The organism is Psychrobacillus sp. FSL H8-0484 (assembly GCF_038005325.1).
In the GTDB taxonomy this organism is placed as follows: Bacteria; Bacillota; Bacilli; order Bacillales_A; family Planococcaceae; genus Psychrobacillus.
The window spans coordinates 2,405,562-2,421,395 of sequence record NZ_JBBOSZ010000001.1 but is presented as its reverse complement, the minus strand read 5'-3'; the positions used below and the strand labels follow the sequence as shown (position 1 = coordinate 2,421,395).

The 15,834-nt window shown below is 37.6% G+C and carries 14 protein-coding genes and 1 pseudogene; 12 read left to right on the top strand and 3 right to left on the bottom strand.

Annotated elements, in window-relative coordinates; all coding sequences use genetic code 11:
- The first annotated feature begins 16 nt into the window (after nucleotides 1–16).
- Nucleotides 17–892: an aminoglycoside 6-adenylyltransferase gene (locus tag MHH81_RS11685; protein ID WP_340921340.1), complete on the top strand. Its 876-nt coding sequence runs from the start codon at nucleotides 17–19 to the stop codon at nucleotides 890–892.
- A gap of 50 nt (nucleotides 893–942) precedes the next feature.
- Here the strand turns inward: MHH81_RS11685 and MHH81_RS11680 are convergent, their stop codons facing one another.
- Nucleotides 943–1,272, bottom strand: a complete 330-nt coding sequence (locus MHH81_RS11680) for an antibiotic biosynthesis monooxygenase family protein (protein WP_340921338.1) — start codon at nucleotides 1,270–1,272, stop codon at nucleotides 943–945.
- Nucleotides 1,273–1,515: 243 nt separating this feature from the next.
- Nucleotides 1,516–1,665 (bottom strand): aspartyl-phosphate phosphatase Spo0E family protein, encoded by a 150-nt coding sequence (locus tag MHH81_RS11675; RefSeq protein ID WP_340921336.1) that lies wholly within the window; start codon nucleotides 1,663–1,665, stop codon nucleotides 1,516–1,518.
- A 359-nt stretch (nucleotides 1,666–2,024) separates the two neighbouring features.
- On the opposite strand from MHH81_RS11675, the pseudogene MHH81_RS11670 reads away from it, so the two are divergent.
- The 10 genes and pseudogenes from MHH81_RS11670 to MHH81_RS11625 all read left to right on the top strand — a co-directional run.
- A pseudogene (locus tag MHH81_RS11670) lies at nucleotides 2,025–2,347 on the top strand (MMPL family transporter); the annotation flags it as partial.
- 71 nt (nucleotides 2,348–2,418) lie between these two features.
- Entirely contained in the window at nucleotides 2,419–3,090 is a 672-nt protein-coding gene (locus MHH81_RS11665; RefSeq protein ID WP_340921334.1) for a response regulator transcription factor, read from the top strand.
- Nucleotides 3,087–4,460, top strand: a complete 1,374-nt coding sequence (locus MHH81_RS11660) for a HAMP domain-containing sensor histidine kinase (protein ID WP_340921332.1) — start codon at nucleotides 3,087–3,089, stop codon at nucleotides 4,458–4,460. Before MHH81_RS11665 ends, MHH81_RS11660 begins: the two co-directional genes overlap by 4 nt.
- Before the next feature lie 435 nt (nucleotides 4,461–4,895).
- The gene (locus MHH81_RS11655; RefSeq protein WP_340925226.1) at nucleotides 4,896–6,938 is read left to right on the top strand and encodes a catalase; all 2,043 of its coding nucleotides are present in this window, start codon (nucleotides 4,896–4,898) and stop codon (nucleotides 6,936–6,938) included.
- A 384-nt stretch (nucleotides 6,939–7,322) separates the two neighbouring features.
- Nucleotides 7,323–7,721, top strand: coding sequence for a DoxX family protein (locus MHH81_RS11650; protein WP_340921330.1), 399 nt, complete (start codon nucleotides 7,323–7,325; stop codon nucleotides 7,719–7,721).
- 890 nt (nucleotides 7,722–8,611) lie between these two features.
- Complete coding sequence (locus MHH81_RS11645; RefSeq protein ID WP_340921328.1) at nucleotides 8,612–9,358, top strand: GTP cyclohydrolase II; 747 nt, start codon at nucleotides 8,612–8,614, stop codon at nucleotides 9,356–9,358.
- Between the two features lie 13 nt (nucleotides 9,359–9,371).
- Nucleotides 9,372–10,481 (top strand): bifunctional diaminohydroxyphosphoribosylaminopyrimidine deaminase/5-amino-6-(5-phosphoribosylamino)uracil reductase RibD, encoded by a 1,110-nt coding sequence (gene ribD / locus MHH81_RS11640; protein ID WP_340921326.1) that lies wholly within the window; start codon nucleotides 9,372–9,374, stop codon nucleotides 10,479–10,481.
- Nucleotides 10,478–11,560 carry an FAD-dependent monooxygenase gene (locus MHH81_RS11635; protein ID WP_340921324.1) on the top strand — a complete coding sequence of 361 codons (1,083 nt, stop codon included), beginning with the start codon at nucleotides 10,478–10,480 and terminating at the stop codon, nucleotides 11,558–11,560. Before ribD ends, MHH81_RS11635 begins: the two co-directional genes overlap by 4 nt.
- A 17-nt stretch (nucleotides 11,561–11,577) precedes the next feature.
- A complete protein-coding gene (locus tag MHH81_RS11630; protein WP_340921322.1) occupies nucleotides 11,578–12,141 on the top strand; it encodes a 5' nucleotidase, NT5C type in 564 nt (187 codons plus the stop codon).
- Between the two features lie 1,085 nt (nucleotides 12,142–13,226).
- Nucleotides 13,227–13,652 carry a GNAT family N-acetyltransferase gene (locus MHH81_RS11625; protein ID WP_340921320.1) on the top strand — a complete coding sequence of 142 codons (426 nt, stop codon included), beginning with the start codon at nucleotides 13,227–13,229 and terminating at the stop codon, nucleotides 13,650–13,652.
- A gap of 283 nt (nucleotides 13,653–13,935) precedes the next feature.
- Here the strand turns inward: MHH81_RS11625 and MHH81_RS11620 are convergent, their stop codons facing one another.
- The gene (locus MHH81_RS11620; RefSeq protein ID WP_340921318.1) at nucleotides 13,936–14,721 is read right to left on the bottom strand and encodes a hypothetical protein; all 786 of its coding nucleotides are present in this window, start codon (nucleotides 14,719–14,721) and stop codon (nucleotides 13,936–13,938) included.
- Between the two features lie 331 nt (nucleotides 14,722–15,052).
- Between MHH81_RS11620 and MHH81_RS11615 the strand changes: the two genes are divergently transcribed.
- Entirely contained in the window at nucleotides 15,053–15,799 is a 747-nt protein-coding gene (locus tag MHH81_RS11615) for an IclR family transcriptional regulator (RefSeq protein ID WP_340921316.1), read from the top strand.
- Nucleotides 15,800–15,834 lie beyond the last annotated feature (35 nt).

The following is a 15,834-nucleotide window of genomic DNA, read 5'->3' as shown; positions in this document are numbered from 1 at the left end:
TGAATAGGAGAATCGTATGAACGATTACAAAGAAATGATGAATAGGGTTAGGTTATGGGGTGAACAAGAGGATGATATTCGTTCTATCTTCGTTGTTGGATCAATGGCTCGTAGCGATAAACCTGCAGATGAGTGGTCGGATTTGGACTTAGCCATTGTGTCATCTGATGTGGATAAATGGTTGCATAGTGAAGAGTGGATTAGTCAATTTGGGAATCCTCAGGTCTCTTTTTTAGAAGAAAGCCCTGTTGGAAGCTTAATGGAACGACGTGTCATGTTCGCGGGAGGTAGTATCGTAGACTTTAATTTCTTGAAACTAGAAATGGCCAAACCATTTTTAAGAAGTGACGCAGTTCGAGAAGTAATTGCACGTGGAGTTAAAGTATTACTAGATAAAGATCAGCTTACGGAAGTGTTTCATTATTCTACTTCAGAGACAAAACGGATAGACGAACTAAAGTTTAGTGAATTTAAGAATGACGTAAATGACTTTTGGTTCCATACAGTTTTTATCGCAAAAAAGTTGCGTCGTGGGGAGCTGTTAGTTGCTAAATCTTGCTGCGATGGTTATTTGAAACGCCTGTTATTAAAAAATGTTAAGCTTCAATCTAAGATGAACAAGAGCAATAATCAGCAAAACTGGCATGATGTAAGATTCTTTGAAGACTGGGCAGATAAGGATGTTCTACAAGACTTTGATAAAATTTATGGAACATATGACGAAGAAAGTGTCTGGAAGGCATTATTCCAAACGATGGAGCTATATAGAAAGGTCGCTCAAAAAGTAGCAAATGAACTAAATTATACGTATCCCGAGGTAGCTGACCAAAGTTCTTCTGCGCTTGTACTTGATTATTTCAACGGGAGAACAAACACGGTGATGAATAAATGACACATTTTAGGTACAAAAAATGCTTCATGTGAAAGCATGAAGCCCAGAACTTATTTAGTGTTTGTGTAATCTCTCTCCACTTTACAAATCCTAGTTGTATAGGAAGAATACCAGTCTTGTTTGCCTTTTTCTTGGGCCTTTTTGTGAGCTATATTCTCTTTCCATAGCTTAATAGCTTCTAGAGATTCCCAGTAAGAGACTGTTATTCCTAATCCATTCTGTCCTCTTGCACTTTCCACTCCTAAGAATCCTACTTGTTTCGAAGCAAGTTCATCCATTAAATCAGCTGTTATGTTATAACCTTTGTTATCATTTTCTAATCTTTGAGAAGTGAAGACCACAGCATAATATGGGGGTTCTGGGGTATTTGCGAAAAACATATTACTATTCCTCCTTTTAGTTTATATTGGTAATTCTATCACATGTATCGTATAAACTTGCGTTCCAAAATTATGGTTTTTTCTTCAGAAGTATATAGTTTTAAAATGATTTAAATGTTCGAGATTCCCCTCATTCTCCTGAAAAATTACTTTTAAGCATTGATAACTAAAATGAATAAAACCGATCGAATTCCTTGTGGATTTCGGATCGGTTTTATTATATTAGGACACTTATAATCCTCTTCAATTAAGATTTAGCAACGCATCTAGCTCTTGACTAATTGAGACGACAAGTGGATGAGTGAATCCTAACTTTTTCGCCAACTTATACATATTTTTTCTCTTAGTCTCTATTCGAATGTCTAACGCGTTCTCGTTCATAAAACAATGCATAAAACTTCCTCCATGATTTATATTTGGCTTCAATTCTTAAGGAGATTTTCTAGAGGTAGGGAAGCAACAAGTTCATTGTATAATACCTAAAATGCAAAAAATGTCGGATGTTGTAATGAAAGTGAAAATTCATGAATTTGTCACAAATAGAAATTTTTAATTTACGTTGACATATTTCGAATCATTACTCTATTAGTTCAGTTTCAGTTTAGGTTACTCTTCTACAATAGGAACTTGTGTAAACTATATAGAAATACTGGTGGCAATTATGAAATCAATTTTACATGGAATTAGCGCCATCATCCTGAATTTTAGAAAGTAATGAAGTATTAACAGAAGAGCAAATGGAAGCAGTGAGATTAGAACTTGGTCTTTCCCTAGTAGATGGGTTATTTGGATACGATGCTGTAAGTACGCGTGTCCCAGTATACGCATTTATCTTCCTCGTAGCGTTAGGAATAGATTATAATATTATTTTAGTGTCTCGTTTCATATATTAAAAATTGCAATCCGTAATACTTGCGGTGTTATCTCTTCTGCTGGGTTAATTTTAGCAGCTACATTTGCGGATCTGTTTGTTTTCAGCTTTATCGTAGCTATCGGTATCTTAATGGATACATTCTTAGTACGTGGTATATTATTACCAGCATTGATTTTATTCATTGAAAAAGATAAAGCTTAATATTAGTAGTAACGCAGAGGCCTTTTAATATTTGTCTCTGCGTTTCTGTACATTTGGAGAGGCGGATTCATATGAAAATTTTAGTTGTTGATGATGATGTGCATATTCTTCAGCTCATCACGATCCATTTAACAAAAGAAGGCTATCAGGTGTTGGGAGCTACAAATGCGGATGAAGTTTTGATGATTTTGGAGAATCAGTTGCCGGATTTAGCAGTTGTCGATGTGATGATGCCAGGCATGGATGGTATAGAATTAACCACTATTTTGAATAAAGACTATCAAATTCCAGTTCTATTACTAACTGCTAAAGGCGAAATGGAAGATAAAGCAAAAGGCTTTTTAGCTGGTGCAGAGGATTATGTAGTGAAGCCTTTTGAACCGAAAGAGCTTCTATTTCGCGTAGCGGTAATTTTAAGGCGATTTCGAAAAGAATTCACTTCCATCATTGAAGTTGGGAACTTGACGATCAATCGAAATATGTTTGAAATTTCAACTGGTGAGCAATCCGCTGTCATACCATTAAAAGAATTTGAATTGCTTGCATTATTAGCAAGTCGAGTAGGATATGTCGTGGAACGGGGTACCATCATGGAGCAAATTTGGGGGTACGATTATGAAGGGGACGATCATACTTTGAATACGCATATGAAACGTCTTCGGGAGAAATTACAGCGTTTACATGCAAATGTGGAGATTCAAACGATCCGAGGTCTTGGCTATAAACTAGAGGTGGTATTTTGAAAACCTTATACCGACAATTTATTGTAACTACCATCGGCATTATGGTAATGAGTGCGGGAATTGGGTTTTTGATAACGAATGAGTACTACCATAATGTGACGAAGGAACAAATTGACGCCACAAATGTAACAATTGCTGAGGAAATCACCGATTATATAGAGGCTTCCGACAATCTAGACCTAGATGAATATTTAACGACGATCAGTAACATAGGTTATAAGGTATATATTATTAACGAGTCAGGGTATGAACAGTTTTTCGGGGAGAAGTATAAAGAAAAAAACTTATCTGAAGCTGCAAAGGAAATGGTTTTAGAAGGGAACAACTACCACGGGATGTTAGAATATCCCAAAAAATTCTTTATTACCGGTTTTTTTGCAAATGAATTACGTAATACTGTTGGTCTTCCATTCAAATATAATGGTGAAAATTATGGATTGTTCTTGCGACCGGATATAAACTTGCTTTTTTCGGGAGTGCATACTGTTTTAGCTGGTTTAATAATTTCAATTGCACTTATTAGTCTGATCGCTATGGTATTTGTGGCGAAGCAATTAATCAAACCAATTACGCAATTAACAGAAGCAACCAAACAAATCTCGCGTGAAAACTTTAATTTATTATTGAATATAAATCGTAAAGATGAAATTGGGCAATTAGCTAGAAGCTTTAATCTAATGACGCATCAATTACAGGAAAATGATCAAGCACGTAAAGAATTTATTAGTAATGTATCCCATGATTTTCAATCACCTTTACTCAACATTCAAGGATATGCAGATTTGTTGAAGTCTTCTTCGATTTCAGAGATACAACGATTATCATATACGACGGTGATTGAAGAGGAAACGAAGCGTTTATCCAATTTGACCAAGCAACTACTTCTTTTAACATCGCTAGATCAATCTTCCCGTACAATCTTAAGAAACGATATAGCGCTAGATCGACAATTAAAGGAAGTCACCGCAAAATATATGTGGCTTATACAAGAGTTAAATATGGATATCTATTATAATTTAAGTCCTATTCACTATTTCGGGAATGAGAGCTTACTTGAAAATGTGTGGGAGAACTTATTGTCGAATGCTATCAAGTACAATACAGAAAATGGTTCCATTGATATTTCGCTTTCACAGACCGAAAAGGACATCATAATAATATTTCAAGATTCAGGAATCGGAGTCAAGGAGGATGAATTACCTCATCTGTTTGAGCGTTTTTATCGTGCGGATACTTCTCGAACGAAAGAAGGAACAGGACTTGGTCTATCAATCGTTAAAGACATTGTCGAATTACATGGGGGGCAAGTTCAAGTAGAAAGTAAATGGCAGGAAGGCACGACATTCACCGTTATCTTACCAGTAAAATAGTAGAGCAAGAGACTAATTCGAACAAGAATCAAGTCTCTTGCTCTTTATTTTTGGCTCTGTTAAATTAGGTTGTAATTTTTAGAAGTATAAATTTTGTGACGTAAATCCGCGAGACTCCTGCGAGAAAATGGGCTTCCAAGACCCCAGAGCAGGCTTATAGGAACAAATACTAAGTTCGCCGCATCCATCTGGCAACGGATTCGTGACCAACAATCTGTCGCCCGAAGAGGCTTGGCCGTTCGTTCGTTGAAAGCGAGCGGATTTTCGGCAGGTATCAACATGATGGTTTAACAGAGCCTATTTTTTACAATATAAATGGAGGTATATGTTAAACACTGTATTTATACTAAGCACTAACCTAATAACATATAGTATGTGTAGGGAAGTTAAGACAGGGTGAAAGGGGATTACGTGGACAATTCGACGTCAAACCAAATGAACAATGTGGATAAAAACAGTAAGGAACGCCAACTGGAGCAGTTCCGTGTGAACAATGATGGGAAAAAGCTTACGACCAATCAAGGACTCAAGGTATCAAACGATGAGGAATCATTAAAAGCGGGTGTACGTGGACCAACATTACTGGAGGACTTCCATCTTCGAGAGAAAATCACTCATTTCGATCATGAGCGAATTCCAGAGCGGGTTGTGCATGCAAGAGGATACGCAGCTCATGGAGAATTTGAATTGTATGAATCAATGAAGGATTATACAAAAGCGGGATTTCTTCAAAATCCAGGTTCAAAAACGCCTGTCTTTACACGATTTTCGAATGTAGTTGGTAGCTTGGGTTCCGTTGACACAGCCCGTGATGTTCGAGGATTTGCGGTTAAATTTTATACCGAGGAAGGGAACTACGATCTTGTTGGAAACAATATCCCTGTGTTTTTTATCCAGGATGCAGTGAAGTTTCCAGATCTGATTCACGCAGTGAAACCAGAACCGCATAATGAGATACCACAAGCAGCCTCCGCTCATGATACATTCTGGGATTTCGTCGCGAACAATCAGGAGTCAGCCCACATGGTTATGTGGCAAATGTCCGACCGCGCAATTCCGAAAAATTTTCGAGTGATGGAAGGGTTTGGCGTTCACACGTTTCGTTTTGTTAATGCCAAAGGGGTTGCAACATTTGTAAAGTTTCACTGGAAACCTGTTCTAGGTGTACATTCGCTTGTATGGGATGAAGCACAGAAAATTTCGGGGAAAGATGGAGACTTTCAGCGACGCGATTTATGGGAATCCATTGAAGATGGTAATTATCCGGAGTATGAACTTGGAGTACAGATGCTTGATCAAGCGGATGAATTCAAGTTCGATTTCGATGTCCTTGATGCCACGAAAATTTGGCCGGAAGAGATTGTTCCGCTAAAAATAATCGGCAAGCTGACACTAAACCGAAATGTCGACAATGTGTTCGCAGAAACAGAGCAAGTAGCTTTCCATCCTGGAAATCTGGTACCTGGCATTGACTTTACGAACGACCCACTGTTGCAAGGGAGATTATTTTCGTATATAGATACGCAGCTCCTTCGTCTTGGGGGACCTAATTTTACTGAAATTCCGATCAATCGACCTGTTTGTCCGATTCATAACAACCAGCGAAATGGTTTTAGTCGTCAGACAATCAATGTAGGAAAAGTAAGTTATCATAAGAATTCGCTTGCTAATAATACGCCCTCTACGAGCACAGCAGCAGAAGGTGGATTTGTTCATTATGAAGAAAAAGTGGAAGGTCACGTCATTCAAGCAAGGAGCCCCTCATTCAATGATCACTTTTCACAAGCAAGGCTATTTTGGAACAGTATGTCACCTCCAGAAAAGCAACATATTATACTTGCATTCAGCTTCGAACTTGGAAAAGTAAATAGTCGTGATGTTCGCCAACAAGCAGTGGATATGTTCGTCCACGTGGATAAAGAAATGGCATGCATTATTGCAGATAATATAGGGGTAAAAAGACCAACTGGAGAGCAATCCCAAGTTACCGCGTCTTCACCCGCACTTAGTCAGGAAAATACAAGGAAACTTCCGCTTACGTTAAAGGTCGCTGTACTTCTTGGCAATGGTTTTGATGTGGATGAAGTGGAAGAGACCGTAAAAACGTTAAGACGCTATGGAGTACAATACCGAATTGTGGCGGAAAAACTGGGGCTTGTCAGAAGTCAAGATGGATTTAAAGTAAAGGTCAATGAAACCTACCTTACAACAGATCCTGTTCTGTTCGATTCCTTATACGTAGTTGGTGGCACGGCTGTCAATCAAGCTAAACTCAACTCTGATATCATTTACTTTATAAATGAAGCGTACAAACATTATAAACCAATTGGGGTAGCAAACTCAGGTATTCCATTTTTTAATGCTTCGAATGCAAAAGCGGGACCAGGAATCGTATTTGCCACAGGAAATCCTGAGTTTGGGAAGACATTTGTGAAAGCAATTGCACAACAACGTTTTTGGGACAGAGATATTTATTAGAATTGTATTGCCTTTAGAAGTCGCTCCAGGGTTTAAGTGGAGCGGCTTTTTATCTAACTTTTTCAAATGTATGTTACTTCTTGTAGTTTCATATAATGAAATAAAATTTCACTTTCTTGCATTTACTTTCGAATGTCCATTAGGATAAGTAAAATGCCGAGGAGTGCAAATACTTAAGCAATTATTCTCGATCCTAATGAAATGTTACCCTATCCTTTTTTCAAAAGTTAAGTAGGACAAGGAGCTTGCGAGAAAGAAAATAAAAAATGGTAATTATGAGGATCTGTTGCACTTTCAGTTACTTTTTGTAATTTAATTTATTGACACAATTAGATTACTAATATATAGTAAGTTACGAAATACAAGTAAAAGGAGATTGAAAGAATGAATAAACAAGACATAGGGACTTTAATTCTACGCGTATTATTTGGCTTTACCTTCTTACTGCATGGTGTAGCGAAATTCCAAGGAGGAATTACGAATACAGTAGGCTTTTTCGAATCATTAGGGATTCCAGGTTTTATGGCTTATGTTGTTGCTAGTGTTGAATTAGTAGGTGGATTAGCATTAGTACTGGGCTTAGGAACAAGAATTATAGGGGCAACATTTGCAATCATCATGGTTGTAGCCATTGTGACAGTTAAACTTCCTTTAGGATTACTTGGGGATGGTGTAGCAGCGGGTTATGAACTTGAATTAATTTTCTTCGCAGTATCAGCTTATTTTGTTTTTGCGAATCGTTCAGAAATATCACTTGATGCGAAAATTTTCTCAAATAATTAATAAATAGCTACAGCTGAAACTGTGTGATTAATGTACCAAATACATAGGGAAATTTCAGGCTCTTAACACATCCTGACATTACCATTGTCTACTAGGTAGGTAAAAAATAGAAGAAAAACATGTAACTAAGTTCTAATATAATGGGGCTGCCCAATAAGCCTATAAATTGAAGCAGGTGTAGATAAACGAGTCTTTTTCTACACCTGTTTTTGTATACTTTTTATTAAACTACTATTTTTTGTAGGCAATTGATTATAGTGGAAGACGGCGACTCCAGCGGGAATAGCAGATGTTTTCTGCACCGAAAGCGAAGCGGCAGGTGCATGAGCTGAAGGCCCCGCAGGAGCGAACAAAGGAACGAAGGCTAAGAACGCCACCTCGTGTGGCAACGCCTTCGTGACCAACATCGTGTTGGCCTGAGGAGACTGAAGCCATGCCCGCGGAAAGCGTCCGTCTGGAACGGAAATCAATACATTGGAAAAGGGAACATCTCTCAGTCAATGTATGACTTTAGGGAAAACCCCGTTTTTTTTTTTGAAAAGTTACCGATCATCTATGATTGATTTCAGGATGGTACCATTTGGAGGATCTTGTAAACAGTAAATCTATGTTAAACTGAATGCTATAGTTAAAATTAAATGGAACGAAAGGTCTTTTGATTAGAAGTATTCAAAAGCCCTTTCGTTCAAATTTTATTTTGTTAATAATTTAAAAGGAAAGTAGCTAATTGCAATAGGAGTATATCATTTGACTCTTTTTGCTTGTAATTATATACTAGGTTACGTTATGTAAGTGGTAATTTATAAAGAGAATATAATAGAAATAGGAAACAGGTCATTCAGCATGGAATGAAGACTGTTCACATTATAAGATAGATGGGTGAGAAAAAAATGAAAATATTAAAAGAAACGATAGATATATTACGAGATAAAATGAAACTAATTGAAACTACTGATCAGGAGAATTTATGTTTAGTTGGCCCAGTTAGAATGCCAATTAAACAAGATGATTTTACTGCAACTTTCAACTGGTATTCTTGGGTAAAGGTAGATAAAATGCTAACAATTGAAGAGGTTGTTGCTTCACTTGCAACGTCCAATTTAGCATTCGGTCAACAGTCGTCTGTTTTAGTATATGGAGACTTTGCTCAAGAGGAGGATGCACTCATTCGTATGCATAGCATTTGTCACACTGGTGATATTTTTGGTAGTCAGCGTTGTGATTGTGGCTATCAGCTTCACGAATCAATGAAAATGATAGCGGATAATGGATGCGGAGCAATCTTTTACTTAGCAGATCACGAAGGGCGAGGTATTGGCCTATTTTCCAAGTCATTGGCTTACCTTTTACAAGAAAATGGTCATGACACGGTAGAAGCGAATCAAGCACTAGGATTTGAGGATGATACACGTTCATACGAGGATGCTATTCGTGTACTAGAAGCGTTAAGAGATAAACCAGTTACGCTAATTACAAATAATCCAAAAAAGCTAGCTGCTTTAAAGGCTCATGGGTTATTAGCGGATCATCACGTACCATTATGGGGCGGGCTTACGGATACAAACCGTTTTTATTTAGAAACAAAAGTCCAAAAGTCAGGACATATTCTAGAAGAATTACCTACTTTAAACGTCTAAGGAGGGCAAAGTGTTGAAAACTGATCAAGACTATATGCGCCTAGCACTTGATTTAGCTGAAAGTGCAAAAGGTAAAACAAATCCGAATCCAATCGTAGGGGCTGTCCTTGTAAAAGATGGCGTCATTGTTGGTACTGGGCTGCACCGCAAAGCGGGAGAACCGCATGCAGAAGTCCACGCTTTTAATATGGCAGGGGAGCATGCAAAAGGTGCCACCCTTTACGTTACGTTAGAACCCTGCTCGCATTTTGGTAAAACACCACCTTGTGCGAACCTTGTGAAGGAATCAGAAGTACGTCGGGTTGTAGTAGCAGTGCAAGACCCAAATCCAGAAGTGGCAGGTAGAGGTATTAAGTTGTTACGAGAAGCAGGAATTGAAGTAGAAGTCGGCGTGTTAGAAGACGAGGCTAAAAGACTCAATGAACGCTTCATTCACAACATGATAACGGGGCGTCCTTTTGTCATTTCGAAATTTGCGATGACGCTAGATGGCAAACTTGCAGCACATACTGGCCATTCCAAATGGATAACAGGTGAAGAAGCTCGAGCAGATGTTCATATGCTTCGCCATCAAGTGGACGCAATTTTAGTCGGCGTGGGAACGGTATTAGCGGATAATCCATCTTTGACGACTAGATTACCAGAAGGCGGAGGGAAAAATCCAATCCGCATTATTCTAGATAGTGAATTACGCACACCATTAGATGCAAATGTCATGCAAACTGAAGTTGCTGAGACGATTATTGTGACAAGTCTAGAAGCCGATACAGAGAAGGTCAAGTTGTATAAAGCAAAAGGCGTTTCGATAATAAATGTATCAAGAGAAGAAAATGGCTTAAGTTTACAAGAAATGCTTGAAAAACTATATAAACGTGGAATTACAGATGTGCTCGTGGAAGGTGGAGGTGCAGTCAATGCCTCTTTCTTACGAGCTAATTTAATCGATAAGTACTTTATATATATGGCACCGAAAGTATTGGGTGGTAGCAATTCTGTCACACCATTTACAGGTAAAGACGTTGATACTATGGATGCTGCCATGCTTGTATCTTTTTCAGAAATTGAAAAGTTTGGGGAAGATATTCGGATTACAGCGTATCCAAAACATGGTGATCAGCAGTGAATGTGAAAGTAGATGTATGTATCGTTGGTGCTGGACCAGGAGGGGCACTCTTAGCGTATTTACTTGCAAAGAAAAACGTTTCCGTTATGCTTCTGGAGCGAACTCAAGAAATTGGAAAAGCATTTCGTGGAGAGCATTTAAACGAAGAAGGCGAAGCGGTTTTAAAAAAGCACGGTCTTTTTGATGCAATTGAGCAATTAGGGTTGTTACGTATGGAACAACTTGAATATTGGCATGCAGGAAAGCTATTTAAAACCATTTTACCTGATCCAAAAGTAGGTCATCTAGGCATCCACGTACCACAAGCACATTTGTTAACAGTGCTGATACAGGCAGCAGAGGAATATCCGAATCTAACTTGTCTGATGAATACTAGAGTAGTAGAGTTATTAAAAGATGATTCAGGATGTTTTTGTGGTGTCAAAGCAGTACAAGATGGGCAAGAAATGGTGATTGAAAGTCAACTTATTATCGGTGCAGATGGTCGTAATTCAACTGTACGAAAAAAAGCAGAAATTGATGTCACTATTCGTAAGCATGGCTATGATTTATTATGGGCTAGAATTCCAGCACCACAGAACTGGGAGCCTTCTATTAAAATGGCGCTTATAGGTGATAAACAGCTTTCTCTATTTACACAAGCAAAAGGCTATATACAAATCGGCTGGAATATTGAAGAAGGCTCGTATCCAACATTGCGTAAGGAGCCGTTTACTCCGTTTATTGAGCAATTGGTGGAAGCATTTCCTCAACTTAAAGAAACCGTTCCTCAACATATTCAATCATGGAAGGATTTTGTACTGTTAGATGTGTACAGTTCTACGAGTGAAAGCTGGGGCAAGGACGGTGTTGCGTTACTAGGGGATGCAGTCCACACGATGACTCCAACAGGGGCTTTCGGGTTAAACAGCGCATTAAGAGATGCAGACTGTCTAGCTACTCTAATTGATAAAGATTATGTATCACAACTTAGTTTTATTGATTGTGCGTCTAGAAGAAAAAAAGAAGTAGAAAAGATTCAAGCGATTCAAATTGAAAAAGAGCAGTCTTTTGCGTCACAATTTGTCGTAATGGCTTAAAGAGTAGGAGAATTTACGTGAAATTTGGTTTTGATATTGACGATACGTTAATCAATTTAAGAGAGTATGCCTTTCATTTATACAATAAAAAATTAAATCAAAGTATTGCTTTAGACGTGTTCCAAAGTTTAAAAACTGTTGAAATCCATGAAGCATTTGGACTTAAAAAAGAAGTTGGAAATAAAATGTGGACTGACTCGATGGAAGAGATTTACTTTACGGATTGCCCAGCATTTGAAGGGGCAATTGAAACGTTGCAGCAATTAAAAAAAGACGGACATGAGATCTTTTATATTACTTCACGTCCTAAAAAATACTGCACGCAAACACGCGAATGGATAAAGGCTCAAGGATTCCCTGTGGAAGATAACCATTTCTACTGTGGCATGGAAGATAATGAAAAAATTGCAACAATTAAAGAACTAGCGTTAGATTACTATTTTGACGATAAACCAGCAGTTCTTGAAACGTTAAGTGATGTTACAACGAAAGTATACATTATGGACCAATCGTATAATCAGCATGTAAATCTACCACGCATGAAGCAATGGTCAGAACTAGAAAAAATCATGATAAAGTAAAGTCCATATCTAAATGAAGTCGCTCCAGGCAGTTATTGGAGCGGCTTTTTTTTATTTTGGAGAAAAAGATTGATTCAATACTACTGTTGGTTTCCGTTACAGGCGGACGCTTTCCGCGGGGTGAGCGATGAGCCATCACCTAAAAAGTGTGAAATGTGATATCCACAGAGGGTTTACAAAGGAACGAAGGCTAAGAGCGCCACCTCATGTGGCAACGCCTTCGTGACCAACATCCTGTTGGCCTCCGCTGGAGTCGCCGCCTTTCACTCCAATCAAGTAAATGTTTTCAAATCAATCATAAAAGAAACGACATCTAAAAGATAAGGAAGTATATAGTTTTTGAGTGCATAAAGTCACTGGTACTTTGAACGACAGAAAATGCAGTGGATTGTATACAAGGTAAGGTAGAGGGGATGGACCTGTTAGCTAGCAAGAATCTTTAAGAAGAGCATTTCTGCTAATTTTCTTCAAGCATCTATTGTATAGAGGAGCACTAGAGCACTCGAAATTGATCATCGGAGGCCCGCACGATGCGGGTCAGACAGTCGTTGCAAAATGTTCTTTTATTTTGAGACGAGCTTTGCGCAGGAGCACCACATGTTGCGTTCCTAGACTGTCCTCCTTTATAAAAGGTTAGAAAGCATCTTTTCACTCATTATCCAAAATGATCTTAACCTTATTCATACTGTTGAAGGAGGGTGACGGACAGACAAATGCCATAAGATTACCGAGAAAAGAGAGGCTGGTCGTGACGTCAATCCCGACCAGCCTCTCTTAAAAATCAATCGGTAATGATATAGCAATAAGACTGTCCATAGACCTCCGTAAACAATACAAAACAGGTTTTGTACTCGAGGGCGCTTGCACTTTTCTTAGGGTTAGTTGACGCTTCCACTATACCATCGAAAATCAACTTATCGAACAATCCAAGGCGAAAGCTATTTGAAAACAACAAGTTTGGCTTGTTTACAGAAATCAAATAATCCGTTCTAAAATATATTGGAAATTCGACATAAATGTGGGGTATTATGGTATTGTTGAAGTATTTTTATACAAGAATATTTGATAATAGAGGAGAACTAAATATGCACTTTCACATTACAAAAGATCCAGATAAAGAAGCTAGTAACTATATAAATAACGAATTGTATCAATATAATTTGAAACATTTTCCAACAGATTTAAAAGGTAGGTATAAGGAAATAAAACTGTTCATAAGAGATGAAAACAACATTGTCCGAGGTGGAGTTATAGGGGAAGTATGTTGGAACTGGTTAGAAATTCAAGTATTCATGGTAGATGAGGATTTGCGAAAATTAGGGCTTGGTACAAAGTTGTTATTAGAAGCGGAACAAATTGCAAGAGAAAGTCAGTGTGATTTCATCAAGCTCGATACTCTTAGTTTTCAAGCGTTAGGCTTCTACGAAAAACATGGCTACGAAGTATATGGCTGTATTGAGAACGTCGGCAGAGATCATAAGCACTATTACATGAAAAAGGACTTGAATTAGCAAATCTTGATTTATAGTTATAGGAAACGAGCCCAATTCATATGCGAATTTGGGCTCGTTTTGTTCGTTAGTTTGGAATTTGTACCACTCAACTGAATGGGTTATGAATTATGTGTCGTATAGAGAAGCAGCCTTTTTACCATGGACAAAAGAGTATAAAACGATAGATAACATCACTGTCTCGCTTGCCCGCAGGAGTCTTGTGCGTCGCGCTAAATTCACTTAAATTAAATACAGCAAATAGTTCCTACAAAATACTTTTTTCTAGTTTTTCAGTACCATCTTATTGATCTATTCTGTTTTTCACCTTTTGAATATTTGCGATGGAGTATTTATGAAGTTTTACCATTTTTTCTTCTAAAAAGCTTGTTCGTTCAAACAAAATGAAACGTATATTATCTAGTTGTCGCATTATTTTTTCCATTAATCCTTCTTGATTATCTACCCGGTTACTTAATCCTTTTTGAGTCTCTTCCATATTACTAATTTGATCTGCCATTGTTTGATGAAGGGAATGTTGTTCCTCTATTTTTAAAATCATGTCTTCATTAGTTGAACCAACTTGTTCTAATCGATTAAGTACCTCCTCATTTCCCACTAAAAATTGATCCATACGATTAGCAACTTCCTCAGTTGTCACTTCCATTTGATTCAATTGATTGACGATTTCCCCATAAGAATGACTGATACTTTCTACTTGAGTAACTAAGTCTTTTTTTCCTCGCTGTTCATTCATCATAATCATTTGAAGTTTTTTATTTTGGTTCTCTAGTTTTTCTAACCAATCTATTACTTGGTGTTCCATTTTTTCATGTTGAGCATTAATTTCTTTTAACTCACTTAAACGTCCTTTTATTTCATTCCATTGTCTCCATTGTCGGCGGTCAAAGTTGTTTTGTGCATTTCTTAAACCATTAATCGCTACATGAAATGACTTATTGGACGCCTGTTGCTCCTTTACAAGCTCCGACAAATAGTCACTGCGACACTCGACTTGATTTACAGCGTTAAGTTCACCGGTATTTTTAAATACTGTCGGGTGTTGACTTTCATTAATGAATAATCCCATCGGTGTTCCCCCTTATAATTTACCCTCCTGTATACTATGCTTAGAATAAAAAGTGTTCATTAATTTGGGGGCAAAAATACAAATACTGAAAAGAATTCTAGATCGTATCGTATATTTGATCACAATGAATACACTTTCGTTAACATGCAACACTACTAGGGAACCAGTAACTTTCTAAATCTGATTTTACTTTTGTGGTCTAATCTTATTATCAAAAAGTCTCAGCTTGTCGTTTGTCCTGTTTTTTGTTTCGCATAATGAAACATCTGTTACTTTTTTTGCAATATACATAGAGAATTTATTATAATACTTTATGAGTTGAGGTGATGAGATGAGCCAATATGAAGTGACCACGTTAAAAAAAGGATTACAAATTATTGAGTTGTTAAAAGAACAAAACGGTTTATCATTAACAGAAATTACAAAGCACTTAGAACTGAGTAAAACAACTGCTTTTCGGATGCTAGCGACGTTAGAGGAAATGGGCTATGTCCAAAAATTTCAAAGCCGCTTTGAAATTAATCATAAAATGTTTTGTGAGCATTTTGAACGACGTATCGCATTAGACTGGGTTTCTTTAACGACACCTTATAAAGTAGCGAAGGAAATTGGAGAAAGTTTGTACATAGGGAAAATGGACGGTACAAATTTAGTGACGGTACATGCTGTACTAGCACCATATAAAGAGCCTGCTCGTGAAGAGATTGGCAATCGTTCATTTATCCATCAATCAGCTTTAGGGAAAATCATTTTAGCCAACCTACCATCTAAAACTCAAACAGACATATTACGAAAGTTGAACTTTACCAAAGCGACAGATCATGCATTTGAAGACGCTCATTTATTTGTCCATCATTTAAATGTTATTCAAAAACAAGGCTATGCCTTTGACGATGAAGAACGTATTGTAGGCATTCGGTGCGTAGCTGTGCCCTTATTCTTAGAAGGAGAAATAATTGCTTCCATAGCAATTGCCGCACCAGCTGAACGAATTACGAAAGCTAAAAGATCAAAAATTTATTTAAAGCTAATGGAAGGAAGCGAAAAGATTACAAGAGAGATCGAATCGCTTAGATAGAAGCTGAAATGATTTTCTATCCCAGATCAATCAAC